Origin of the sequence: Vibrio sp. 10N.222.55.C6 (assembly GCF_041473395.1) — a bacterium.
Lineage (GTDB): Bacteria > Pseudomonadota > Gammaproteobacteria > Enterobacterales > Vibrionaceae > Vibrio > Vibrio crassostreae_C.
Genome location: NZ_JBFRSD010000016.1, coordinates 87035 through 111655 on the forward strand (window position 1 = coordinate 87035; position 24621 = coordinate 111655).

The 24621-nt window shown below is 44.4% G+C and carries 20 protein-coding genes; 11 read left to right on the top strand and 9 right to left on the bottom strand.

All coding sequences use genetic code 11. The features are described from left to right. Nucleotides 1-115: 115 nt before the first annotated feature. Together AB4486_RS12680 and AB4486_RS12685 are read right to left on the bottom strand one after the other, a co-directional pair. Nucleotides 116-1402: a DEAD/DEAH box helicase gene (locus AB4486_RS12680; RefSeq protein ID WP_017062632.1), complete on the bottom strand. Its 1287-nt coding sequence runs from the start codon at nucleotides 1400-1402 to the stop codon at nucleotides 116-118. A gap of 182 nt (nucleotides 1403-1584) precedes the next feature. After that, nucleotides 1585-2568 carry a GTP-binding protein gene (locus AB4486_RS12685; protein WP_017069160.1) on the bottom strand — a complete coding sequence of 328 codons (984 nt, stop codon included), beginning with the start codon at nucleotides 2566-2568 and terminating at the stop codon, nucleotides 1585-1587. A 552-nt stretch (nucleotides 2569-3120) separates the two neighbouring features. On the opposite strand from AB4486_RS12685, the gene clcA reads away from it, so the two are divergent. Next, the gene (clcA, locus tag AB4486_RS12690) at nucleotides 3121-4527 is read left to right on the top strand and encodes a H(+)/Cl(-) exchange transporter ClcA (protein ID WP_102397989.1); all 1407 of its coding nucleotides are present in this window, start codon (nucleotides 3121-3123) and stop codon (nucleotides 4525-4527) included. A 206-nt stretch (nucleotides 4528-4733) separates the two neighbouring features. After that, complete coding sequence (locus tag AB4486_RS12695) at nucleotides 4734-5714, top strand: TDT family transporter (RefSeq protein WP_104216296.1); 981 nt, start codon at nucleotides 4734-4736, stop codon at nucleotides 5712-5714. Nucleotides 5715-5872: 158 nt separating this feature from the next. Here AB4486_RS12695 and hmpA read toward each other — a convergent pair whose 3' ends face one another. Continuing rightward, nucleotides 5873-7069: an NO-inducible flavohemoprotein gene (gene hmpA, locus AB4486_RS12700; RefSeq protein WP_017062636.1), complete on the bottom strand. Its 1197-nt coding sequence runs from the start codon at nucleotides 7067-7069 to the stop codon at nucleotides 5873-5875. Nucleotides 7070-7437: 368 nt separating this feature from the next. Here hmpA and norR point away from each other — a divergent pair, with 368 nt between their 5' ends. Both norR and AB4486_RS12710 read left to right on the top strand, forming a co-directional pair. Further along, nucleotides 7438-9030 (top strand): nitric oxide reductase transcriptional regulator NorR, encoded by a 1593-nt coding sequence (norR, locus tag AB4486_RS12705; RefSeq protein ID WP_372117297.1) that lies wholly within the window; start codon nucleotides 7438-7440, stop codon nucleotides 9028-9030. 89 nt (nucleotides 9031-9119) lie between these two features. Further along, complete coding sequence (locus AB4486_RS12710; protein WP_017062638.1) at nucleotides 9120-9479, top strand: glutaredoxin; 360 nt, start codon at nucleotides 9120-9122, stop codon at nucleotides 9477-9479. Nucleotides 9480-9588: 109 nt separating this feature from the next. Here AB4486_RS12710 and AB4486_RS12715 read toward each other — a convergent pair whose 3' ends face one another. Further along, nucleotides 9589-10224 carry an OmpA family protein gene (locus tag AB4486_RS12715; protein WP_029235219.1) on the bottom strand — a complete coding sequence of 212 codons (636 nt, stop codon included), beginning with the start codon at nucleotides 10222-10224 and terminating at the stop codon, nucleotides 9589-9591. A gap of 258 nt (nucleotides 10225-10482) precedes the next feature. On the opposite strand from AB4486_RS12715, the gene AB4486_RS12720 reads away from it, so the two are divergent. The 6 genes from AB4486_RS12720 to AB4486_RS12745 all read left to right on the top strand — a co-directional run bounded on the left by AB4486_RS12720 (nucleotide 10483) and on the right by AB4486_RS12745 (nucleotide 16088). Continuing rightward, complete coding sequence (locus AB4486_RS12720) at nucleotides 10483-11109, top strand: thioredoxin domain-containing protein (protein WP_017062641.1); 627 nt, start codon at nucleotides 10483-10485, stop codon at nucleotides 11107-11109. 76 nt (nucleotides 11110-11185) lie between these two features. Then, nucleotides 11186-11659: an FKBP-type peptidyl-prolyl cis-trans isomerase gene (locus AB4486_RS12725; RefSeq protein WP_017062642.1), complete on the top strand. Its 474-nt coding sequence runs from the start codon at nucleotides 11186-11188 to the stop codon at nucleotides 11657-11659. A gap of 180 nt (nucleotides 11660-11839) precedes the next feature. Further along, entirely contained in the window at nucleotides 11840-12430 is a 591-nt protein-coding gene (locus AB4486_RS12730; protein WP_017062643.1) for a TetR/AcrR family transcriptional regulator, read from the top strand. A gap of 143 nt (nucleotides 12431-12573) precedes the next feature. After that, a complete protein-coding gene (locus AB4486_RS12735; RefSeq protein ID WP_102428560.1) occupies nucleotides 12574-13605 on the top strand; it encodes an NADP-dependent oxidoreductase in 1032 nt (343 codons plus the stop codon). A 35-nt stretch (nucleotides 13606-13640) separates the two neighbouring features. Further along, nucleotides 13641-14261 carry a glutathione S-transferase family protein gene (locus tag AB4486_RS12740; RefSeq protein ID WP_017064479.1) on the top strand — a complete coding sequence of 207 codons (621 nt, stop codon included), beginning with the start codon at nucleotides 13641-13643 and terminating at the stop codon, nucleotides 14259-14261. 150 nt (nucleotides 14262-14411) lie between these two features. After that, nucleotides 14412-16088: an RluA family pseudouridine synthase gene (locus AB4486_RS12745; protein ID WP_017064477.1), complete on the top strand. Its 1677-nt coding sequence runs from the start codon at nucleotides 14412-14414 to the stop codon at nucleotides 16086-16088. A 166-nt stretch (nucleotides 16089-16254) separates the two neighbouring features. On the opposite strand, the gene AB4486_RS12750 is transcribed toward AB4486_RS12745, so the two are convergent. The 3 genes from AB4486_RS12750 to AB4486_RS12760 form a co-directional block, all read right to left on the bottom strand. Next, a complete protein-coding gene (locus AB4486_RS12750) occupies nucleotides 16255-16548 on the bottom strand; it encodes a YkgJ family cysteine cluster protein (protein ID WP_080582263.1) in 294 nt (97 codons plus the stop codon). A gap of 175 nt (nucleotides 16549-16723) precedes the next feature. Further along, on the bottom strand, nucleotides 16724-17908 hold the full coding sequence (locus AB4486_RS12755; protein WP_017064476.1) for a D-alanyl-D-alanine carboxypeptidase family protein: 1185 nt from the start codon (nucleotides 17906-17908) through the stop codon (nucleotides 16724-16726). 178 nt (nucleotides 17909-18086) lie between these two features. Beyond that, nucleotides 18087-18674, bottom strand: coding sequence for a DUF4136 domain-containing protein (locus AB4486_RS12760; RefSeq protein ID WP_017064475.1), 588 nt, complete (start codon nucleotides 18672-18674; stop codon nucleotides 18087-18089). Nucleotides 18675-18942: 268 nt separating this feature from the next. On the opposite strand from AB4486_RS12760, the gene AB4486_RS12765 reads away from it, so the two are divergent. Then, a complete protein-coding gene (locus AB4486_RS12765) occupies nucleotides 18943-19197 on the top strand; it encodes a YgjV family protein (RefSeq protein WP_017068159.1) in 255 nt (84 codons plus the stop codon). Nucleotides 19198-19332: 135 nt separating this feature from the next. On the opposite strand, the gene AB4486_RS12770 is transcribed toward AB4486_RS12765, so the two are convergent. Both AB4486_RS12770 and AB4486_RS12775 read right to left on the bottom strand, forming a co-directional pair. Continuing rightward, nucleotides 19333-20796 carry a diguanylate cyclase domain-containing protein gene (locus AB4486_RS12770; protein WP_372117299.1) on the bottom strand — a complete coding sequence of 488 codons (1464 nt, stop codon included), beginning with the start codon at nucleotides 20794-20796 and terminating at the stop codon, nucleotides 19333-19335. A gap of 294 nt (nucleotides 20797-21090) precedes the next feature. Further along, nucleotides 21091-24258: a chitinase C-terminal domain-containing protein gene (locus tag AB4486_RS12775; RefSeq protein ID WP_136978166.1), complete on the bottom strand. Its 3168-nt coding sequence runs from the start codon at nucleotides 24256-24258 to the stop codon at nucleotides 21091-21093. Nucleotides 24259-24621: the final 363 nt, after the last annotated feature.

Genomic DNA, 24621 nt, shown 5'->3' on the forward strand with positions numbered 1-24621 from the left:
CGGGCTTGAAATGAAGCGAGGTTGAAACGAAGCAGTAATGACAATAAACAATATTGCGATCAATACAAACAAAAAGAGCCACATAACAGTGGCTCTTTTCAATCACCAACCGTAATTACTTACGACGGTTTTTAATTCGCTTCATCATAGTCAAACGACGTTCAGCGCTTGCTTGATCTTGTGGCTCTTCGTTCGCGTTGTTCTTACGACCCTGACGGTTTTTGTAAGCCGATTTAGTGTTCAGCTTCTCGATGTAAGCATCACGTTTCTTCGGTTCATAACCCGGTTGTTCAACACGACGAATGCGCTGTTGAATCAGTTTTTCAACTTGAACGACAGTCAGCTCTTCTTCGCGGTTAACGAAAGAGACAGCGTGACCTTGCTTACCTGCACGACCTGTACGGCCAATACGGTGAACATAGTCTTCTGCTAGGAAAGGCATGTCGTAGTTAATTACGTGTGGTAAGTCTTCGATATCAAGACCACGAGCCGCAACGTCGGTTGCTACCATTACACGCGCTTTACCTTCTTTAAAATCGTCTAGAGCACGACGACGAGCACTTTGCGCTTTATCACCGTGACACAGTACTGCTTTAATGCCGTCTAGCTTAAGCTCTTTAACTACATCGTTCGCTGTTTCTTTGTAGTTAACAAAAACAAGCACTTGGCGCCAGTTTTTACGACCAATCAGCTCAGAAAGCAGTTCTGTTTTACGCTCTTGATCCACTGGGTAAACCACGTGGCCGACAGTAGCAGCCGTTGAGTTTTCGCGCTCAACACTAATACGTTTTGGTTTACGCAGAATATCAACAGACAGTTGGTTTAACTGAGTAGAAGTCGTTGCAGAGAACATCATGATTTGCGGTGATGTTTCTACATCCAACATGATCTTACGAACGGCATTGATAAAGCCCATATCAAGGATACGGTCAGCTTCATCAAATACTAGAAATTCTAGGTTAGCAATAGACACGTTACCCGCTTCTAAGTGCTCTTCTAAACGGCCAGGTGTTGCAACCAAAATATCCACACCCAGTTCTAGTTGACGAACTTGTGAAGACATCTTGTTACCACCGTAAACCGCAGAAACACTTAGATCTGTGTATTTAACGTAGTCTTTAATGTTTTGAGCGATCTGCGCAGCAAGCTCACGAGTTGGAGCAAGAATAAGGCCGCGAGCCGTTCCTCTAGACGCCTTTTTACCGCTGTTCAAAAGGTGCTGAATAACAGGCAATGAAAATGCCGCTGTTTTACCCGTACCGGTTTGAGCAGTAGCAAAAATATCATGGCCTTTACGAGCCATTGGAATCGCTTTTTGTTGAATTGGAGTGAGTTTTTCATAACCACACTCAGTCAACGCTTTGACTAATTCAGGAGCAAAACCTTGAGAGGAAAATGACATTGTTACGGGTTCCTTAAGCAGACAGCCTACATTCTTATTTCAGCCGAGCACTATAAAGTAATTAGAGTGATTTATCTCACATTTATCGTGATATAACGCAAACTTTCTCATTTAATCTGGTGTTTATCCCGCCTTCAACGAGGTAAACACCAAGATCCTTGGTTCAAACAGCAAAAACAGGGCTATTTGATGCCACACAGCTTGAGTAGAATCTGCTCGAGATCGCCCCATGGCATGAGCTGCGAGTCGATCACTTCCAGTCGAGATTCAAAGCCATCAAGCGTAATTTCGTTCACAGACACGACTTGATTCGCCACATTGAATGCGTAGCAACCTTGGTCGGTGTTCACGACAGCTTTTACACGCTCGGCCGTTAGATCTGACAACATAGAGAATAGCGCATCGAAGTCGAACTTATGCTCTGCGCCAAACAACCAACCACAACTGAAATAGCCCTGTCCTTTATTCTCTTTACGGATGAAAGCTTCACCAGGAGGAAGTTGGAATTGAGGCTCTTGTTCAGCATGATCGTGATGATGCGCTTCAATATGAGATGAAGCACTGCCGTATACTCTTTCAATGTCTAACACTTCCAATGGCACTTCACCATCGTGAATTAGCTTATGGAAGACTTTTGCTGGCGTTTGATCCGTCACCCAATCATTGAACACATCGATGTCTTCAGAATGAACAAGGTCAACCTTAGTACCAAGAATCACATCTGCACTATTTAGTTGATCATTAAAATTCTGATTCGAGGTGTACTTTTCATTAGACAGATTTCGTGGGTCAACCAAACCAAGCGTCGCTTTTAAATCGACATATGGTGTGTACTGATCGGAAGTCAGTGTCGCTATAACCTGTTTAGGGTGACCAAGCCCTGTCGGCTCAATCAATAAACGGTCTGGCTTTTGGCGAAGTAAGGCATTAATACCCACTGACATAGGCACGCCCGCAGTACAGCACATGCATCCACCCGGCACTTCTTTAATCAAAGCGCCTTGATCTGTCATCAATGCACCGTCAATGCCGATTTCCCCGAATTCATTAACCAGAACAGCCCAGTTTTCATTCTCAGGTTTATTTTTTAGCAGGTTCAAGATGGCTGTCGTTTTACCAACACCCAAGAAACCCGTAATGATGTTTGTAGGAACTTTTTTAGTCATATCAGTTCTCCTTTTTAAGGGAGTATATACTCAATCACCAAAAAGTTGACCCCAATCGATTGTTTACACTGAGATTCGTTAATAGAGGTTGGCGCGAAAATAATCAGAAGAGATAAAGCAGTAGAAGCGGAATGAGGAAATGGGATGCTCCAGACGAACTAAAGGCGTACTTACTCAGTACGCCTCACCCTCGTTACTCAATCGTGAGTTCGCGAATCAGGAAGCCTTAAATATCGACCTGAACATTTAACGAGGAACTAAAACTTTGTTTCTGAATCCATCCAAATTGTGTGTAAAACCTCACTTCTCCTTGCGGTTCGTTATGTTGCTTTACGATTTAACTATGGTTCATTTTTGGGGATATTCAAGCCGCCGCCAGAGAATCGATCAAAACTGTGACGGTGATTCCACTATTGAGCATATATTCTATTTATGTAACACGTACATTCCATAAATGAAATTCAACTTTTCAACTTTGTTGCTATAGGATATGCAGAGGAAGCGTATAATTTAATGCAACCCCGCCTTAACTCATTCAGGAAACTTATCTTTATGACCAGAAGAGAGAAAATTAAGCAATCCTTATTAGCCAAAATGCCAAGGGATGCTATTAATCAATTTCTCTCAAGAGATAAGACACCCGCTTCCGTTCTCTTTCTTTCTTGTATTGTAGGTGTACTTGCTGGCGTAGTGGGTACCTATTTCGAAGTCGCGGTTCATTTCATCACAGAAACTCGTACCGATTGGCTTAAAGATGAAATCGGTAGCTATTTACCCCTTTGGTTGGCCGCTTTCCTTATTAGTGCTGCATTTGCCTTTATTGGTTACTTCCTCGTTCACCGCTTTGCTCCAGAGGCTGCCGGTTCAGGTATCCCTGAAATCGAAGGTGCAATGGACGGCATGCGCCCTGTTCGATGGTGGAGAGTATTACCCGTAAAATTCTTTGGCGGCATGGGCGCGTTAGGCTCTGGTATGGTTTTAGGCCGTGAAGGGCCAACCGTTCAAATGGGCGGCAGTATCGGTCGTATGGTCACTGATATCTTTCGAGTCAAAGACGATGACACTCGCCACTCACTGTTGGCTTCAGGTGCCGCTGGTGGCTTAGCCGCCGCATTTAACGCACCACTGGCAGGAATCATGTTTGTGGTTGAGGAGATGAGACCACAGTTTCGCTACTCACTCATATCAATCAAAGCTGTCATCATCTCAGCAGTTTCAGCCAACATTGTATTTCGTTCTATCAATGGCCAATCTGCCGTTATCACAATGCCTCAGTACCAGCCGCCTGAACTCGACGCACTTTGGTTATTCTTATTATTAGGTGTGTTGTTCGGCCTGTTTGGTGTGATTTTCAATAAACTGATTACGCTTTCCCAAGACCTGTTTGTGGCGATCCACAAGAATGACCGTAAACGCTACTTGATGACAGGCACCCTACTTGGCGGTTGCTTTGGCTTGTTGCTCCTTTATATACCTGAATTAACTGGTGGTGGTATTGGTATCATCCCGAACATCACGAATGGCAGCTACAGCGCCAATGTGTTGTTGTTGATTTTCTTAGGCCGAGTCCTCACTACCCTGCTTTGTTTCGGCTCTGGTGCGCCAGGCGGTATCTTTGCACCAATGCTTGCGCTAGGAACACTCTTTGGTTATGCGTTCGGGCTTATCGCAGCGGCATTCTTTCCCGAACTGAATATTGAACCGGGTATGTTTGCAATTGCTGGCATGGGAGCATTATTTGCCGCCACCGTGCGAGCGCCTATCACTGGCATACTGTTGGTTATCGAAATGACCAATAACTACTACCTGATCCTGCCGTTGATCATCACCTGCTTAGGTGCGGTAATCATTGCTCAAATGTTAGGTGGGCAGCCAATTTACAGTCAACTGCTTAACCGTACGCTGAAAAACGAAAAACTAAGACAACAAGATCTCCCTCAACAAGAGGAAGTACGTTAATTACAAATGACTCATGAAACAAAAGCACACATTCAACGTGCTTAATCTCCCGATTCCGTATCAAAATCAAAAAAGCAAACGTTAAACTTGGTATCATCCACTCAAAATTAGTTGAGTGCCCTCAAAATCTATTGATGGAAGACCTACACACTCTAACTAAGGCAAATAGTCCAATATTCTGTAATTAACTAAGTCGGAGCAAGTCGTTGAACTGGAGAAGATTAACCCAAGTAAAAAATGTGCCGCCATCTCAGGCGTCTTTAGCACTTGGCGTTATTGGGTTAGGACAAGCTTGGGCGTTATATATCCCGGGCATTGGTGAGATAATTCGTCCCTACCTCGCTGCATTCGGCGCGCTATTATTGCTGCCTGTTTTACTGCGCTATTTAACGAGCTTTAATACCTTCCTTAATGATATTCGCCACCCGTTAAGCGGAAGCTTGATGGCACCAATGAGCATGGCTTTACTGATTCTGTGCGACTATTTAGCCGAGATATCGCCAGCTATCGCCTACCCAGTTTGGTTCTGCGCGCTATTGCTGCACTTTACCATGATGGTGTTGTTCTTCAGTTTTCAGATCATCAACTTCAAAATGTCGAACATTGTACCGAGTTGGTTTCTGTATCCGGTCGGTTTGATCAGCAGTTCCTTAGCTGGCACACAGTTCGGGCACACCGTATTTTCAGAAACACTTGCGGTCACTTGTATTGGTATCTATTTCCTTATGTTGCCAGTGGTGTTGTACCGCTTGGTATTCGAAGGCAATCTTCCTCGCCGAGCAAGACCAACACTCGCTATCATGGCAGCTCCGGTTAACTTGTCTTTAGCCGCTTACTTGGTTAACTTCGACAACCCAGACCCGATTCTAACAGGTGCATTGGCGGGCATTGCCATCACCATGACTTTGTTGATTTACTTGTGTTACATCCGCCTGATGCGTTTGAAGTTCCAACCTTCGATTGCTGCCGTCACCTTCCCATCTGTGATCAGCGCTATTGCCATGCATCGTCTAACTACATTTTTCGGCGCGGAATACCCACAATGGTATTGGCTACACAAGTTTGGTTTCTTTGAGCTAACCATCGCCACCATTCTAGTGATTTGGGTTGCCGGTGGTTACGTAAAAATGTACTGGCCTGAGTTTTTCGATTCCGACTACATGTCCAAGAAGATGAAACGTTCTTAGATAGAAGCGAAAAGATCTTAGCTGAACCATCGTGTTCTGCAGTAGTCGATGATGTCAGACAAAACCAACCAAACCCAAAAAGGCCTCACACTGTGAGGCCTTTGAATAGGCAAGGTATTAATAGTTCAGGCGAGTGTTACTAGAAATGCCGAGACCTATTAGAAGTTAGCGTGAGGGCCGAATACTTCGTAGTGAACGCGTGAACGGTCAACTTTCATTGCATCTAGCTGCTCTACGATATTCTTCATGAAACCAACAGGACCACAGATGTAGAAATCGCTCTCTTCAAAGCCTTTAGTATCAGAGATAGACGCTAGATCCATTTGACCTTGATGCGTGTTTTCACATGCAGATTCATCTTTGTTCATGTACCACGTTTTCGCTTCCCAACCTTTGTCGGCAACAATATCTTTAACACGAGTCGTGAAAGAGTGTTGGCCTACGTTCTCACAAGCGTGAAGGTAAAGTACTGGCTCGTTTTTATCTTCCGTGTTTAGGAACTCAAGCATAGACTGCATTGGCGTTACACCAACACCTGCAGAGATAAGTGTTACTGGCTTGCTGCGCTCTTGATACATGAAGTCACCCGCTGGTGCGTATAGGCTAACCTCATCACCAACAGCAACCGTATCGTGTAGGTGGTTAGATACAACGCCTTGTGTCTCTTGGCCTTGTCCTTCACGTTTAACAGAAATACGGTATTGCTTGCCGTTTGGCTTATCAGACAGTGAGTATTGACGAATCTCGCTGTATTGAGAGCCTTCTGGTTTCACTTCGATACCGATGTATTGACCTGGTGTGTAATCCAGAACTTCACCGCCGTCTTTTGGCTGAAGGATAAAGCTTGTTACTAGCGCTGACTCTTCGATTTTGTCTGCAATCACAAACGCACGCGCTGCTTCCCAACCACCAACAGCTTGCTTACGCTGTAGGTAAAGTTCAGCTTCACGATCGATGAATACTTGCGCCAAGAATAGGTAAGCGGCTGTCCATGCTTCTTCCACTTCTGGAGTAAAGGCGTCAGCAGCTAGTTCACGTAATGTCTCAATCAGGTGCAAACCAACAATTTGGTAGTGCTCTGGTTGAATGTTAAAGCTTGTGTGTTTCTGAGCAATACGTTCAACGGCAGTTGTTAACGCTGCTAGATTTTCAATGTTCTTTGCATATGCCGCGATAGCTTCAAACAGTGCTACGCCTTGGCGACCTGTTCTTTGGTGAGTCATATTGAAGATATCTTTCAACTCAGGGTTATGCGTGAACATACGTTGATAAAAATGCTGAGTTAAAGCTGGGCCTGCGCTCTCAAGTAGAGGAATAGTAGATTTGATGATTTCGATATGTGCATTGTTAAGCATGAATTTACTCCGAACACTGAGCCTTATGACCTATATGTCATTTTGACTACTAAAAATTAAGAATGACTTATCGATTTTCTGAAACCTTAGTTATTTTTAGAAACTGAGTTATTTTGACTCGTTTTCATTTCAAAAAATCGCGAAACCTGATTAATGCAACCTGATTGATTGAGATCAAGAATAGTCTGTTTAATCAGCGCTATAATTGGGCTTCTCTGTATCTTCTGCACAATCAGTGCCAACTTTATCAATCCCCGTCATTACTGGTTTTCTTCTCAAAACTCATCTTATAAAAATGTCAAAAAGACCTTTTTTTTAAGTCAATAAGACTCTATTATGTAGATAAACACACACAGTTAGAGTTTTTTATGCAAGATATCTCCGCATCTACCCTCATGGAAATGACCATTGGCCTCGCAAGTGGTGTCAACGATCAAGATCGTTTCAATCGCCTGATCGATGCCATTCGCAAAACCATAACGTGTGATTGTGTCGCGCTTTTAAGCCTTCAAGGCGACACGCTAGTTCCTATCGCAATGCAAGGGCTCAGCCGAGATACGTTCGGTCGTCGCTTTATCATTTCAGAACACCCACGGTTTGAAGAGATCTGCGCGTCTCGCTCTCCTGTTCGTTTCGATGCTGACAGCTCCTTCCCCGATCCTTTCGATGGTTTGCTTATTGACCATGATGGCGATTTACCAATGCATGCTTGTATGGGCTTGCCTTTGCTATTTGGCGATAAGTTATTGGGCATTCTGACTCTAGATAGCTTGAAACCTGATGTCTTCGCGAATATTCCGGCGCGTAACCTTGAAGTACTGGCAGCTATTGCAGCCTCAACCATGCAGATGGCACTGACCTTCTCGCAACTTGAGCATCAAGCAAAACAGTCAAAGCAATTACTCGAAGAATTGAACGTAGAAGCGTGGGAACGTGACGGCGGTGAGTTGATTGGTAACAGTGACACCATGGTCGCGCTTAAGAACGACATCGCTGTTGTAGCTCCATCTGAGTTTAATATCTTGATTCATGGTGACACCGGGGTTGGTAAAGAGCTTGTGGCTCGCACCCTGCACCACCAATCTCAACGTAAACGTAACCCACTCGTCTACGTAAACTGTGCTGCAATTTCTGAAAACTTAGTAGAGAGTGAACTGTTTGGTCACGTTCGTGGCGCGTTCACTGGCGCAGACAAAAACCGCTTAGGTAAATTTGCTTTAGCCGATGGTGGCACACTGTTCCTTGATGAGATTGGTGAATTGCCTTTGGCCGCTCAAAGTAAGCTCCTACGTGCGCTGCAAAACAACGAAATCCAACCGGTTGGCCAAGACAACATTCAAACCATTGATGTGCGAGTATTGGCAGCGACAAACCGAGATCTAAAACAAGAAGTTGAAGACGGTCGATTCAGAGCCGATTTGTACCACCGATTGAGTGTGTATCCTATCGCGGTGCCAGCACTGAAAGATCGTGGTGACGACATCAGCCTATTAGCGGGTTTCTTCTTAGAACAAGCGCGTCGTAAGCTTGGTATCAACCAAGTTAAGTTCCGCTCCGACGTTCTTTCTTTCCTAAACCGTTATGGTTGGCCGGGTAACGTGCGTGAACTTGAGCATGTGATCAGTCGTTCCGCATTGAAAGCGTTAGCGCGCAGCACCAATAAAAACCTGGTGACAATCACCAAGGAAGATTGTGGTCCTCTAGACCAAGATCAGCCAATTGCGACGACTCAGGTGAAAAACACACCATTATCGACACCAACGATCGACCTTTCTGCAGGGCTACGTGGTGCAACGGACGATTTTCAACGCAGTATCATTACTGAGGTGTTGGAAGATGCCAACTTTAACTGGGCACAAGCAGGGCGAGTTCTGAAAACAGACCGAGCAAATCTGACTCGACTGTCTAAGCGTTTAGGGCTAAATGTGGCTAAGTCTCATACGATCGAACGGACAAAATAGATATTAGCGGTTTGTTGCGAGCATCTGACAAAACTTGTGTATATAATGCTGCAAATTGTAACGCTAATTTTAAATATGTAGAGAGAGTTATGAAGTTTATCCGTTGGTTCTTAGGTCGTGTCATCTTGTTATTGAATTTTGTTTTCAGCCCACGTGGTGTGAAGCGTTCTCAAGAAGAACAAAGCAAAGTAAATGAGCAAGCAAAAACGCACACGTTATACCAATTCGAAGCGTGCCCATTTTGTGTGAAAGTGCGCCGCGCGATGAAACGTCAGTCGGTTCAATTTGAACTTCGTGATGCAAAAAACAACGAGCAACACCGTGCTGAGCTTGAAGCTGGCGGCGGTCGTGTGAAAGTGCCTTGTCTACGTATCGAAAAAGACGGTAAAACTGAGTGGATGTACGAATCTTCAGATATCGTGACTTACTTAGAAAAGCAGTTTGCATAAGCAATAAAGCAACAAAAGTCAGATACAAAAAATCCCTCGAATGTGAGGGATTTTTTATGTCTGTTATTTGGCGTTAATCGCTTCAAATTGGGCGCGAAAGTTCAAACGACTACTTCGTGACAATCAGCATCAATTCAACACGGCGGTTACACGCCTTGCCTTGCGCAGAAGCGTTCGTACAAGCTGGAACATACTCACCGAAGCCACGAGTATAGATGGAACGACTTGATACGTAGTTACTCTCTAATCGAGCCTTCACTTCTTTTGCTCGCTGCTCTGAAAGCGGATCATTGATTCGATCTGTGCCCGTGTTATCGGTGTGCCCTTCAATCACCACATCAATATCTTGGCGTTGAGCAAGGTAGCTGCCTAGCGTATCTAGCCATTGATTATACGCTGGCTCAGGGAATGCTGAACCTGTTTTAAAGTTCACGTGCTGCTCAAGCTTTACCATCACATGGTTACCCGGCAACACTTCAAAATCGATGCGGTTTTGTCTTAAAAAGACTTCCAGTGGGTCGTTAGTCGAAACGCCACGTCCGTAGTTGGTCGTGATGGTTCTGTGTTGATGAGTGCTACTCTGGATAGAGTACCCACGATTGCTTGCTACATGAGTCGTTTGAACCACACCCCATTCAGGATGCATCAAGTCGTAATCGGTTTGTGGTGCAGTCTCTAGCATATCACCGCCAAGTAAGTCAGTTGGTGACGTGGCTTCACACCCAGCCAAAGCTATGCTTAACATTATCGCTAAATATCTCATTACTTCACCAACCACTCATGCAGATAAACCATTCACTAATGTCTATATCGGCACCGAGGGAAAAACTTTAGACGAAAAGAAAGCAGAACCCAAAAAAGTGCTGTTGATCACAGTTAACCGTCTACTAGCTTGTCTTCAGCCGCTAGTTCGAACTGTTTGCATTTATTTACCTTATAATTGTTTTCCAATTCGTACTAAATAGTTAGAATCTCACGACTTCTCAACGCTAGAGCAAACATTATGTTTAAACCATTTACTAAATTCATCACAGCACTCGCTGCCGTACTCATTATCGCGGGTTGTAGTGAAACAGACGAGCCACAAAAAGGCGTTCAATACGAAGCGCTTCCTACTGCTCTAACAGAATTTAACTTGTCTCCGATCACTGAAATCTTCTCTCTTAACTGTGGTCACTGCCGTCAAATGGAAAGTGCCATTCCAGAGATTGAATCTCTAACAGACCAAACTATTGGCAAGATGCACGTGACGTTCAACGAAAGCGCTCAAATCAGCGCAATGATCTACTACACAGCAGTGATGCAGCTTGATGCGACGCCTGACCACGCATTCATGGACGACCTATTTGGTGCCGTTCAAATGGGTGCAGATGCAACACCTGAGCAGCGTCAACAAGCACTAGAGACAGCGTTTACTTCTCGTGGTTTGGTTAGCCCATACCAGCTGAATAAAGAACAGCAAGTCGCTCTTTTCGACTACGTTAAGCAAGCAGAAGAGATCTCAGTAAAAGGTCAGATCAACTCAGTACCAACCTTTATCATCAACGGTAAATACCAAGTACTAACAGCAGGTCACCAAGACGTTGCTGGCATTGCAAAAACGATCAACTACCTTTTGACTCAACCATAATCACGGCTTTAGTCAACTGATTAACACATTTTGTATTAACTACGAAATTCAGCACTCAATATAAATAGGTTTTACTATGTCTAAATTTGTCATCCCGGTCATTGTCTTTCTTTTGGCGGGTTTCATGATTTACCGTACTTGGACGAATCATAAGTCTGGCGGAGAAAACTTCGAACAAGGCCAACAATTTCTAATTGAAAACGGCACTAAAGAAGGCGTGATTACGACTGAAAGCGGTCTTCAATACCTTGTTCTTGAAGAAGGTACAGGCACAGAGCACCCAACTAAGAACAGCAAAGTAACGGTTCACTACCACGGTACGCTAATCGACGGCACTGTTTTCGACAGCTCTGTTGAGCGCGGCGAGCCAATCTCATTTGCTCTTAAGCAAGTAATTAAAGGCTGGCAAGAAGGTTTGACTTACATGGTTGAAGGCCAAAAAGTTCGTCTATTTATTCCAAGCACTCTAGCTTACGGTAAAGGCGGTTCAGGCCCTATCCCACCATCATCGACTCTGATTTTTGATGTAGAACTCATCTCTATCAAATAATCGAAGTTACTGATTTAAGCCCCAACATACGCGCTATGTCGGGGCTTTTTTATATCTGAACATTTGAAGCCTCTTTAGATATTGAGCTATTTAGCTATTTAGCTACTGTAACAACGACCAAATATACCCTCGAAAACCGACCACTAGACGACTGGTCTAATTTAACTTATAGTACCGCCCATGAACGAAAAAACGAATGACACACGCCTGCATGTTTTAGATGTTGGCTACCAATTAATAGTGAACAACGGCTTTAACGGCGTTGGCTTATCGCAATTGCTTAAAGAAGCGGACGTGCCGAAAGGGTCGTTTTACCACTACTTTAAATCGAAAGAGCAATTTGGCGAGGCTCTGATCCAGCACTATTTTGAGACCTACATCAGCAGAGTTGAAACTATTTTGGTTCATGGTGAAGGCAACCATTACCAGAGAATTGTCAGTTATTTCACTCGATGGTCACAGATTGAAAACGGCACCTGCAATGCTCATAAATGCTTGGTCGTTAAACTCAGCGCGGAAGTTTCTGATCTTTCTGATCCTATGCGCCAAGCGCTATTAAAGGGTGCAGAAAAAGTGACGAATACCATCGAACAGTGCATTGTCGGCGGTATTGAAGATGGCTCCATAAAGGTTGAAGAGAGCCAAGAAGCAGCTCAGAACCTATACTCAATGTGGTTAGGCGCCAGCTTATTGAGCAAGCTGAGCCAAAGCTCACATAGCTTACAGTCAGCTTTGAGCCTTACCGAACGAATTTTAAAAGGTGAAAGCTAATAACGCGCAGCGCGCTTTATTGGCTTTAACTTAAAAAAATCACCCGCCCTCTTATCAATTTGATGACGGCGGGATTTTTAGACAACAAGACTAGACGACTGGTCTAATTCTAAATGTATAAAATACACAATTAAGGACATCCAATGACTCAACAAGACAATCGCCGAATCGTATTGGCTTCTCGCCCAGTTGGCGCACCGACTCAAGACAACTTCCGTTTAGAGACAGTAGCTGCGCCAAGCATCAAAGACGGCGAGATGTTACTTCGCTCAGTTTACCTTTCTCTAGACCCATACATGCGTGGTCGTATGAGCGATGCTAAATCCTACGCAGATCCCGTTGCGATTGATGAAGTGATGGTAGGCGCAACCGTATGTCAGGTTGAAGAATCAAACCACGCTGATTACGAAATTGGCGAGTGGGTACTGGCTTACACAGGTTGGCAAGATCTTGGTGTGTCTAACGGTGAAGGCCTTATCAAACTAGGTAAAGAACCAACGCACCCTTCTTACGCGCTTGGCATCATGGGTATGCCTGGTTTTACTGCTTACATGGGCTTGCTTGATATCGGCCAACCTAAAGAAGGCGACACGCTAGTCGTTGCAGCAGCAACAGGTGCTGTAGGCGCAACCGTTGGACAAATCGGCAAACTAAAAGGCTGTCGTGTTATCGGCGTTGCAGGCGGTCAAGAGAAGTGTCAGTACGCGAAAGAGATTCTTGGCTTTGATGAATGCATCGACCACAAAGCTGACGACTTCGCGGAGCAATTGGCTAAAGCGTGTGACAACGGCATCGACGTTTACTTTGAAAACGTTGGCGGCAAGGTATTCGATGCAGTAATGCCTCTGCTTAACACAGGTGCTCGTATTCCTGTGTGTGGCCTTATCTCTCAATACAATGCGACTTCACTGCCTGAAGGACCAGATCGTATGTCTAGCCTGATGGGTATGCTGCTTGTTAAAAGAATTAAGATGCAAGGTTTCATCATCTTTGATGACTACGCACACCGTTACAACGAATTTGCTGTTCAAATGACAGAATGGTTGTCTCAAGGCAAGATGCACTATCGTGAGCACCTGGTTGAAGGTCTAGAAAATGCGCCACAAGCATTCATGGGCCTATTGGAAGGTCAGAACTTCGGTAAGCTTGTTATCAAAACGAACGAAGCTAAATAAATTCAATAAACTGAACCCGTTAACTAGGTAGAATCATGATTACTTTGCATCACCTGAATAAGTCGCGCTCAAAGCGCATCATCTGGCTATTGGAAGAGCTTGGGGTAGATTACCAAATCAAACCCTACCAACGAGACAGTGTCACTTTTCTTGCACCACCAGAACTCAAATCCATTCACCCATTGGGTAAATCTCCTGTCATTGAAGACGATGGCGTCGTGATCACTGAATCTGGTGCTATCACGGAATACCTAATCGACAAATACGGTCAGGGTAAGTTCGCACCTACACGCGGCACCGCAAACTACGTTGAGTATTCGCAATGGCTTCACTTCGCTGAGAGTTCAGGTATTTTGCCAATGCTGCTTAAGATCTTTGTAATGAAGGACGGCTGCGAAACTAACTTCCTAGGCGGTTATGCAGACGATGAAAACCAAAAGATCTTAACTTACGTGAATAATGCACTTGAAGGTAAAACCTACTTGGTTGCAGACACACTAACAGGTGCAGATTTTATGATGTCATTCATCGTAGAAATCGTTGGTAACTTTGGTGCAACTGCGCTTTACCCTAACATCGCTAAATACGGTGAACTTTTAAAGAGCCACCCTGCTTACCAAAAAGCTGAGCAAGTAGAGCTAGAACACTCGAACTGATCGAGTTTCACTCAAACACGTGCTTGCTAGAGTAAACACAAGAAACTAAATGAAGCCAAAGCCGATTTATCTTCTGCTTTGGCTTCTCATTTGTCTTCATTTCGACAACAATACCGAACTCTAACTGAACAGCCATAGAGTTTGATCTTAATGCCAACAAACGTCGCTCAATACACACCTCTGCACCTAGCAAACACGAATGTCGATTTAGCGCTACCGACTCGTTTTACGTTTCCGTATTACTATACCCCGCACCCTGTGTGTGAATTCGCTATGCTGCAGCTTCAGCAATCACTTGTCGACTGTGGTGTGAATGAAACCTCGCAAGGTAATCTCTACGCTGTGCTTCTTGTTCAGAATCCAACCACACAAGGGTTAGGTTACCTTTCTGCGTTTTCAGGCTTGCAGTTAGATCCGGCTTTGGTCTCTCAGTTAAACAACATTCACTTTGTTCCACCAGCCTTCGATTCAAAACAGTTTCAATCTCAAAACAGTGCGAACCTTGCTCGACAATTGCAGCTCTCGGACGACATTGAAAAGCTGCAACAGTCGCACAATCTAGACACATTATTGGCCGAGCTTGAAGGGTTAAAAATCGAATCAGCAAAAGCTATCGAAGCCTTTCAGTTAGCAATGGCCGCAAACAAAGCTCAGCGTAACGAACTCAGAGAACAAGCCAATCAAGAAAAAGCATTAGGGAATCTAGAGTCAGCGGCGAATTTGCTCAAACAACTGGGCAATCAAAGTAGCCAAGAGAAACGTGACCTAAAAGCACTTCGTATTGAGTGGAAACAGAAGATCGCAGAGCGCCAATCACAAATTGATTTGATTGAAAGCGAACTGAAAAACCGTAAGCAAGATCACCAAGCAGTTTCACAACAGTTGGAAACTCAACGCCTCTCTCACTATCGCTTTATCAATCAAGCCAAGCAATCTAAGAATTTACTCGAGTTGCTCGATGGTAAAGACGCGCTTGAAGGCTCTGGTGACTGCTGCCTACCAAAGCTGCTTAACTTCGCCTTTGAACACGGGTTCAAGCCGTTAGCTTTGTCTGAATTTTGGTGGGGATTACCGCCTACAGACATCATTCGACAACACGCAAACCTCTACCCTGTTTGTCAGAGTAAAAGCTTTGAGATCCTCGAACACCAGTTAAGTGGCATAGAGCTAGAAGATAACCCGCTTATCGTGAACCCTGCGGTTGGTAAGTCTTTTAATATTGTTTATGAAGACGATGAAATCGTAGTCGTCAATAAGCCAGAAGAGTTCTTGTCGGTTCCCGGTAAGTTCATCGAAGATTCAGTTTATACCCGCATAAAAGCGCGTTACCCGGATGCGACTGGTCCTTTGATTATCCATAGGTTGGATATGTCGACGTCAGGTTTGTTGATCTTGGCGCTCACGGCGGAATCAAACAAGCATATTCAGAAGCAGTTCATTAATAGAACCGTAGAGAAACGCTACACCGCTTTGTTAGATGGCGAGATAACGGGCGAATCTGGCAATATCAGCCTTCCTTTGCGCGGCGACATCACGGACAGACCAAGACAACTGGTTTGTCACCAACACGGCCGAAATGCAGAGACCCATTGGCAAGTGGTTAGCACTCACAATGGCAAAACCAAGGTTCACTTGTACCCTAAAACAGGGCGAACCCACCAGCTGCGAGTGCACTGTGCTCATCCATTAGGGCTTGGTGTACCTATTCGTGGTGACGACTTATACGGATACAAACGCGAGCGCTTACACCTGCACGCTGGCTACTTAAAGTTGATTCACCCGACAACCGGTGAATGGATGGAGTTTGAAGTGCCTTCCGAGTTCTAAACTCTAACTTATCGAGCTAAGACTCTTATCTCACTCAATATTTGATCTCATAAAACGCATCAGGGTTCTACAACTGCTTAAGGTATAGAACCCTGATATTTAATTTTAATGTGATTATCACAGTTCATTAGCGTACTTTAGTTACTGAGTTCAATACTGCAGACGCCTAGCCCATCACATCTTTGCGCTGGTCAACACATTCGAAAGAGCCCATTTCGAACTCGCGACAGATCCATGGTCGGTTTTCGTAGATAGTACACATCAGTGTTTCTCTATCTACCGCAGAACACCAGCCGTCGTCTAAGCGCTTCATGGTTTCACCGCCCCATTCATCATAAGCGATGTGCTCTTCAGGTACGCCCGTATCTGTGATGATCATAACCTCTAAACGACAACAGCATGCCTGACAATTTGCACAGGTTACTTCGGGTTCGGTTACGTTCTTTATATCTATCGTCATAAGTGACTACACTGCTAAATTTTGCGTATAGTAATCGAAACCGCCCGCTACGGCTAATAAAGATAGTGCGGCGCGGCGTTTTCATTGATGTAGAAATAACAAAGGGCGCTGTGATTCACTCACAACACCCATAATATTTCGACTTTTCAGCGCGGCTTATCGCCACAGGCTCTATTTAGAACAGGCTCGCGAAGAACAGCTTAACGTAGTCTATTAAACGTTTGAACAAACCGCCCTGTTCAACCGCTTCAAGCGCGATCAAAGGCTGAGTTTGAACATCTTCGCCATCAACGGTGTAATGAACCACACCTAGAGTTTGACCTTCTGCAATTGGCGCTTTCAGTTCAGAGTTAAGCTCGATAGATGCAGTCAGCTTTTTACTGTCTGACTTAGGCAACGTAATGAACGTGTCTTCTGCCACACCTAATTTCAATGTGTCTTGCTCACCAAACCATACCTTCTCTTCAGCCACTTGATCGCCGCCTTTATGCGGGTTTAGTGTATCGAAGAAACGGAAACCGTAGCTCAACAGCTGTTTGCTGTCTGATTCACGGCTCTTAACGCTTGATGCGCCCATAACAACCGCGATAAGTCTCATCTCACCTTGTGTCGCTGAACTCGCCAAACTGTAGCCAGCACCAGAGGTGTAGCCCGTTTTCATGCCATCAACGGTTAAGCTTCTATCACGCAACAAGCCATTACGGTTATGTTGAGTGATGCCGTTGTAACTGAAAGAGCGTTCGCTGTATAAGCCATACACATCCGGTAAATCACGAATAATGGCACGACCGAGTAACGCGATATCGTAAGGAGTCGAATAGAGGTCGTCTGCATCCAAACCATGTGCATTGGCAAAATGGGTGTTTTCTAGCTTCAGAGAGGTAGCCCAAGAGTTCATCAGGTCAACGAATGCATCTTGTGAGCCTGCAACATGCTCTGCAATCGCAACGCTAGCATCATTACCGGATTGAATAATCAAGCCACGATAAAGATCCATCATTGCTACATCGGTGTTTACTTCGATGAACATTTTTGAAGAGTCTGGGAAGTTCTTCGCCCACGCGTTCTCACTGATTCGTACCTGATCATCAGCAGAGATGTTGCCTCGCTTCATCTCTTGACCTGCCACATAGCTGGTCATCAGTTTGGTCAAGCTTGCTGGGTTTAACTTCGTATGTGCGTTTTTTTCTACCAGCACATCACCAGAATTAAAATCAATTAACACATACCCTTTTGCGCCTAGGCTAGGTGGGCTTGGTACTATAGAAGGTGCTGCGATAGCTGCATTACTTACCATCGCGGCGTTACTTACAATGAATATACTTAATAGAGGGAGAGAGTATTTGGAAAACAGTTTCATTGAATCAAACCTAAGTTAACGTTTTGAGCAGTATAGACAAATGCTAGCAAAAGAAGCGCGAACTTTACGTTGCTTTACGTATTTGTACCATTCGTTACAAATAAAAAAGTATAATCTGCGATCTGACCATATTTTCCACAAGTAATATTTACTCCACGAATGCATTCAACGCCTAATGCTATCGCTCAGGCATGCGTCTAAATAACATTTCAACAAAGCCAGTAATACGCTGTTTGCTCTCGCTTGGCTCTAAATCAGGTTGGATGCCAGACTGTGCTAATGCTTGCCATTGTACGACCTCTGAGTTAGGTACGAAAAACGCAATGTACAACGACCCTTTCTCCGCGACTTTACCTTCACCATCGTAAAATGGCACACCAGTAGATAGCTTAATCGCATCGAAGATAGACTCATCGTTCAGTTCCGATTCTTCCGCTAATCCAAAGCCTACAACAACATCACCGACACCATCCTGCTTTAACTGATAACCTTTACTTGAGAGCTGTTCTTGAATCGAATCACGCACTAAATCGGTTACCACGGTTTCATCGTATTTTTGAGAAAGGTAAACCTTTTCTGACTCAGGGTGCCAGGAGTACGTCATCACGCCGTGTTTCATGAAACCAAAGTCACCGCTAGTGACCACACCATAATTGTGTGTGGGTGGTATTTCTTGCGTAGAGCATGCGGTCAGCCCAATAGCCATCAAAGCCAATAGTGCTGCTTTTTTTATGCTTTTTGTTGCACAAATGGATCGTTTTATCATTCGAGGCTTCCTTACCTATATAAGAATAACTATCAATTCAACCTCCAACATAAATAGTAATTATGTTAATAGAAAGGTCATTAAACGTTTGCGTAATCGCTAACCTTCACCTCTGTCTGTTTTGGGGGTTTAATCACAAAAACAGAGTTGGTATAGTTCTCCCCGTTAAACAAAACCAGACCATTCGAGGCACGGAGCTTCCTCAATCATCTCATGAAGAGAAGAATTGGTACCGACAAAGTATCGGCAAATTTAAGAGGGTCAAACAATGGAATTCAATATGGTTGAAATTTTAGGTTACGCTGCGTCTATTATGGTCGCAATTTCATTAACAATGAAAGATATCGTTCGTCTGCGTGTCCTTAACTTTATTGGCTGTGCACTCTTCACAGCATACGGCATCATGATTGACGCATGGCCAGTTGCAGCCACCAACGGCTTTATCGCTTGTGTAAACATCTACTTCCTTGCAAAAATGCAAAAGGAAAAAAAAACGGAAGCGATGAAAGCAGCGAAAGCTTAAATTAACGATTAGCCTTTCAAATAATTCTGAAAAAACCCAAATAGAGCGATCTATTTGGGCTTTTTTGTGTTTGTCGTTCTGAAGAGCTCGATTTGTGTGAACAAAACTTTTCAATTCAATGAGGCTTTCAACCGATCACATGTAAGCAACGTGATATTCGTTCTCTCGATACGCTTGAGTGTTGTTACGTCCACTCTCTTTTGCTTGATAAAGCGCTTTGTCGGCTTTATCGATAGCGGTTTCAATGTCAGTCAGTGCTTGAGCATGGCAACAACCAGCGCTGATTGTTACTGGCGACACTAAGCCTTGAAGTTGCTCAACACATAACCGTAACGCCTCTGATAATTCGAATAACTCATGTTCATCACAATCAAACGTCACCAAAATAAACTCTTCACCGCCATAGCGTGCAATCAAACGACGACGGTTAACAAATCTCTTCAGTGATTTTGCGACCTCACAGATAAACCTATCGCCTTGAGCATGACCATATTGATCGTTCACCCGTTTGAAATGGTCAATATCAAGCAAAATGACACCGACATTTGTTAGCGGATAAGGCGACCTTTGAGTAATTTTCAGTTTTAGCTGTTCGATAAAACTCCGTCGACTAGGAAGCCCAGTAAGGTAATCGAGGCTTGCCACATCCAAGATTCTAAGATGACGATGCCGCAGGTAAAGCACCAACACGACAATAATGCTCAACAAACTTACAACCAAAGCCATCAAGCTAATAAACAATAGGCTATGATTTCGATTAAGCTCTTGCTCTAAGATACCTGCAGAAATGACCCAATTAAGATAAGGGTAAAACTTATAGAAGATTTTTTTGTTGGTCGTGCCACTATCACTGGAAATCGAGTAACTGAATTGACCTTCTGGTTTGGTGGCGATTCGATCAATAAGCAGTTCAGACGAGTAGCCTATTAAGGATTTCAATGATTTGTGCTCATAATCTGGATGAAGCACTAAGTTACCCTGCAGATCGACAATGTACACATATCCGCTATCACCAAACGCATACTTTCTAAGTTTATCTTTTAAACCTTCAAGATCGACCAAATACATCAATTCTTCTTTATAGGTCGTCGCAACCAAAGTATTACCACTCGGTAGCCTCATCGAATAAGCGACTTTGGCTCTGCGGCTTATCTCATGAGGGTTAGCGTGAAAGTACTCGATCATGCCAGAGTCAATAGTGAGCTGTTTTTGGATATGAGTAAGATGCCCACGCTTCTGACCTTGCAAGAATGGATGGTAGAGATGGACGCCTTGGGGTGACATCAAATAGATATAACCCGATTGTCCAATATGCAATTCACGGGCAATTTGGCTTACCTGTTCAACTTCTTGTTCTGGCGTGGTATGCCATACATGAGACGCAACGGTATCCGTAATTCCTTTAAGATATGTCTTTATCGCCTCATTAACTGTGGTGTCGACAATATCGTAACTCGCGTTCACAATCGTACGAAAAAACAGTTGGTTAGATTCCAACAATGACCTTTCAGTTCGATTAAATTGAAAGGCAGAAAGAATCATCGACACGACGGCGAGCGCAATTGAAAAATTAAGAATGTATTTACGTCTGACTTTCAAGATTACCCCGTAGATTTATAATTTCAGGTAACGCTGTGACTTCTCTTATATACAGACTGTTTTATATCATGTTTTTATTTTTTACTGAACGAGTGTCGATATTTTTAAGGGTTTCTATACGTAATCTGTGACTTATAACAAAAACGCCGAACTGGATTCAGTTCGGCTTTTTGATTTTACGTCTAGATTGATTACTTAATTGATACTAATTCCTGATAAATAGACTTAAAAGCATTTGTGTTTATTACCTATTACTACACTCTATTGTCTATAAATAGTTTGCTTAGCATTAAATTAAGAACAAACTTGAGTCCAGCTACCATCGCTACCCGGTTCAGAACTTGTCCACCAGTTTGCTTGGTAAACACTACCGTTGTGAACCACTTGGTCTCCTGTGTTTGCATGGCTTGGGTTACCTGCCCAATCTTTCTGAGGTAAGTCTGGGTAAACCGCTAAACCTGCCGTATCACATGTACCTGGATTGGTGCCACCATCGCCAGGGTTACCGCCACCTGAACTGATATCACCTAATGGAAGATCTGGCTGCTCGAAGCTAAACGCGTAATCAACGCCACCGACATTCACCGCGTAGTTAGCAGGGCCAGAAATTGGCAAGTAATACACCATGTCTAACTCATACACACCGCCAGCAGGAAGCTCTTCCCATGTCGGCAACGTAAACGCCACTCGGTGCATGGTTCCATCTAGTCCACCGATGTTATCCGCGCGAGTATGACCTGAAGCAATCACGGTCAAACCACCACCCGATTGATCTTTCGCGTTATCAGGTGCAGATACTGGGATATCGAATTGGAACTCAGTTCCACCCGGAAGAGCTTGCCCTGTGTTGTTCGTGAACGTGATCTTAGGGTTGATTGGGTAGTTTTGGTCACCGACTTTGAAGCCACCAACCGATACCGCGATATCTAGCGCTTCTGTTGGAATAGCACCCGTCGCTACTTTGTTTCCATATGGTGTTGCAGACTTAAACTTATCGTAGATAGCTTTCGTCATGGTGTTACCCATGTGGAACTCACCGTTACCGCTGTTACACGCTTGCTCAGTCGTATCGATAGAGCTTCGGTTGCCATTCGCATCGAGAACATAACAGTTATAATCCCCTGCTAGTTCCCAGAACATAATGCCGCCGATCTCTTTGTCGATAACGTAGTCCGCTTTCACGTCGATAGACTGTTTATCTTCTGTTGAAAGGAATACGCCCTTCTCTGCGTTCCACAACCAAGGGGCAACCGCCACACTGTCGTAGTTTCTCGTGTAAGTGCCCGTTAGAACATCTGAAGGATCATTCACAGGATCAAGCTTGTAAGCTTCAGCGTAAGAGCCCCAAATACCCTTCTCTAGGTTCTTCGCGTGCCACATAGGGTTAGAACCCGCGCCCATTTCGTTACCTTTTGGATCGGTATCGTGCCACATGTTGTCGATACCAATAGCGCCATGGCCACAGTTGTTTTTCTCGCCTTCACCCGTACCCGCTGAACATTCATATTGGTTTGGCAGTGCTGCTCGGCCCCAAAGACCATTCTCACCACCCGTTACGCCTTGCCAACCACGAGTGTAGTAAGGCACACCGATGTTAATACGGCCTGCTGGCATAGAACCACGGAAGTAATGGTAAGCCCAATCCGTGTTCAGATAACCAATACCACCGTAAGCCGCCGTGTCGTATACGTTCCACTGCGCTAGCTCTGAATCTTTACCCGTATCAAACAAGGCTGCGTTATGACCTACGTGATCGTTCCACGCACCGTGAAGGTCGTAAGACATGATGTTTACGTAATCGAGGTACTTGGTTACATCGAATGTTTCCATACCGCGTAATAGGTAACCAGAAGAAGGCGCTGCGATCGTTAACATGTAGTGATTGCCATCTTGCGCAGACGCCGCATCGAGCTTCTCACGTAGCACTTTCATCAACACTTGGTACGACGCCCACAGGTATTGACGACGCGGCTCCATGAAGTCTTTGTCGTATGGGTTACCTGCGCCAGCCATAGAAGTTGGGTATTCGTAATCGATATCTAGACCATCGAACTGGTACTTACGCAGCATTTCGACCGCTGAAGTCGCGAATGTTTCGATACCTTGATGGTTGATAGAACCATCAGCATTGGTCGTCATGGTGTAGAAACCACCATCAGCCACGCGGCTGCCATCAGTCGCGAAGTGACCACCTGTTTCAGCCCAACCACCGATTGAGATTAACGTTTTCACGCCGTGTTTTTTCTTCGCTGTCGCTAATGCACCGAAGTGACCTTTGAAGCCTAATGCCGGATCAACTTCCACACCCGGCCACTCTTTACCAACCGCTGCGTTATTTGGATCGTTTACATCACCGACGTTTACTTTGCCATCTGAACCGATGCTCACGAAAGCGTAGTTAATGTGTGTGAGTTGTTCCCAAGGAATATCATTTACTAGGTAAGCAGCTTGTGGGTCATCCCCTGCACGCCAACTTGTGAAGTAACCAATGACACGACGGGGATGGTCTGCGCCCATTTTCTCACGGCCTTCATCATCGTAAATTGTACAGTAAGGAACATCGACACCTTGAGTTTGATATAAGCCATCAGGGCGACATGTGCTCACTGTTGGAGCGCCGTTCACGGTCAAAGATGCCAACGCAGAATCTGCAGTCGCACCTTGGTCGTCTGTTGCTTTCGCGTAAACTGCTAAAGAACCCGCTTGAGTTGTTGTGTAATCTAACGTGTAAGGGCTCGTTGCAGCAGTGCCCACAAGAGCACCCGCTACGTAGAAATCAACCTTATCAACCGTGCCATCGCTATCTGCTGCCGTTGCTGTCAGTGTGACTACACCACCAACATCAACAGATGTCACTGAAAGTGCAACTGAAACTGTCGGTGCTTCATTCCCTGGTTGTGCTGAATCAACAGAAACAGAAACCGCACTTGCAACACTTGCTGCGCCTTCATTATCCGTTGCAACAACAGAAACCTGATGATTACCCGACGTTGCAGCCCAAGTCGCTTCGAAAGGTGCCGCTGTGACTACCGCAACAGATGCGCCATCAACAAAGAACTCAACCGAAGCCACACTGCCATCAGAATCTAGTGCTGTTGCACTCAATACAACATTATCGCCTTCAGTAATCACGTCAGAAGCAGAGGGTGCCGTTAATGAAGCCGTTGGTACTTCATTTGGCGTACCGCCACCTCCGCCACCACTACACACATCAATCTTTTTCCATTGTGCATAGTCACCCTCAAATTGGCTCGGGTTGTTATTTTGATTCCAGTAATTCGCTGAGTACGCGCTGCCGTCATGTGAAACCTGATCACCACCGGTGTACACCGTGGCGGAATCCCACGCTTCTAACGTTGAACAATCCACAGCCGCGTAGCTGTTGAACGCCATTAAGCATGACGCGGTGAGAGTACTGAGTGTAAAAACTTTCTTGGCCACTCTTCCTTGGTTTAGGTGCATGTTAGCTGTCCCTTAAGTTATTGTTTCAAGATGCTTAATTTAAGTGTCATATTTCTCATCACTTAAATCTCTTCGCAAAACAACTGTAGGTAACAGTGCCAATTTAACACCTAAAATATTCGATATTTATAAAATGACTCGCATTAATTTGTTTATAGCATGCAATGAGTCGACACTTATTTTGCACGAACAACTAATATTAAATTTATTTCGGTACGCTAAAAAATATCGCCTAATTCGTATCCTTAATTACAAAACTCTATTCATATCTGCTTTATTTGTTCGTTCTGAAATTTCGTTTTAAAACTAACCAAAAGGGATTGATTTCGCCGTAGAACTGATTTCTTTTATAAATTTGCCCAC

Bases quoted from the DNA above. Each gene is read 5' to 3' on its own strand.
- AB4486_RS12765 (WP_017068159.1), top strand. From the start codon at position 18,943: ATGGAATTCAATATGGTTGAAATTTTAGGTTACGCTGCGTCTATTATG.
- AB4486_RS12735 (WP_102428560.1), top strand. From the start codon at position 12,574: ATGACTCAACAAGACAATCGCCGAATCGTATTGGCTTCTCGCCCAGTT.
- AB4486_RS12745 (WP_017064477.1), top strand. From the start codon at position 14,412: ATGCCAACAAACGTCGCTCAATACACACCTCTGCACCTAGCAAACACG.
- clcA (WP_102397989.1), top strand. From the start codon at position 3,121: ATGACCAGAAGAGAGAAAATTAAGCAATCCTTATTAGCCAAAATGCCA.
- AB4486_RS12710 (WP_017062638.1), top strand. From the start codon at position 9,120: ATGAAGTTTATCCGTTGGTTCTTAGGTCGTGTCATCTTGTTATTGAAT.
- AB4486_RS12715 (WP_029235219.1), bottom strand. From the start codon at position 10,224: ATGTTAAGCATAGCTTTGGCTGGGTGTGAAGCCACGTCACCAACTGAC.
- AB4486_RS12750 (WP_080582263.1), bottom strand. From the start codon at position 16,548: ATGACGATAGATATAAAGAACGTAACCGAACCCGAAGTAACCTGTGCA.
- AB4486_RS12775 (WP_136978166.1), bottom strand. From the start codon at position 24,258: ATGCACCTAAACCAAGGAAGAGTGGCCAAGAAAGTTTTTACACTCAGT.
- AB4486_RS12725 (WP_017062642.1), top strand. From the start codon at position 11,186: ATGTCTAAATTTGTCATCCCGGTCATTGTCTTTCTTTTGGCGGGTTTC.
- AB4486_RS12720 (WP_017062641.1), top strand. From the start codon at position 10,483: ATGTTTAAACCATTTACTAAATTCATCACAGCACTCGCTGCCGTACTC.
- AB4486_RS12740 (WP_017064479.1), top strand. From the start codon at position 13,641: ATGATTACTTTGCATCACCTGAATAAGTCGCGCTCAAAGCGCATCATC.
- norR (WP_372117297.1), top strand. From the start codon at position 7,438: ATGCAAGATATCTCCGCATCTACCCTCATGGAAATGACCATTGGCCTC.
- AB4486_RS12680 (WP_017062632.1), bottom strand. From the start codon at position 1,402: ATGTCATTTTCCTCTCAAGGTTTTGCTCCTGAATTAGTCAAAGCGTTG.
- AB4486_RS12730 (WP_017062643.1), top strand. From the start codon at position 11,840: ATGAACGAAAAAACGAATGACACACGCCTGCATGTTTTAGATGTTGGC.
- hmpA (WP_017062636.1), bottom strand. From the start codon at position 7,069: ATGCTTAACAATGCACATATCGAAATCATCAAATCTACTATTCCTCTA.
- AB4486_RS12755 (WP_017064476.1), bottom strand. From the start codon at position 17,908: ATGAAACTGTTTTCCAAATACTCTCTCCCTCTATTAAGTATATTCATT.
- AB4486_RS12685 (WP_017069160.1), bottom strand. From the start codon at position 2,568: ATGACTAAAAAAGTTCCTACAAACATCATTACGGGTTTCTTGGGTGTT.
- AB4486_RS12760 (WP_017064475.1), bottom strand. From the start codon at position 18,674: ATGATAAAACGATCCATTTGTGCAACAAAAAGCATAAAAAAAGCAGCA.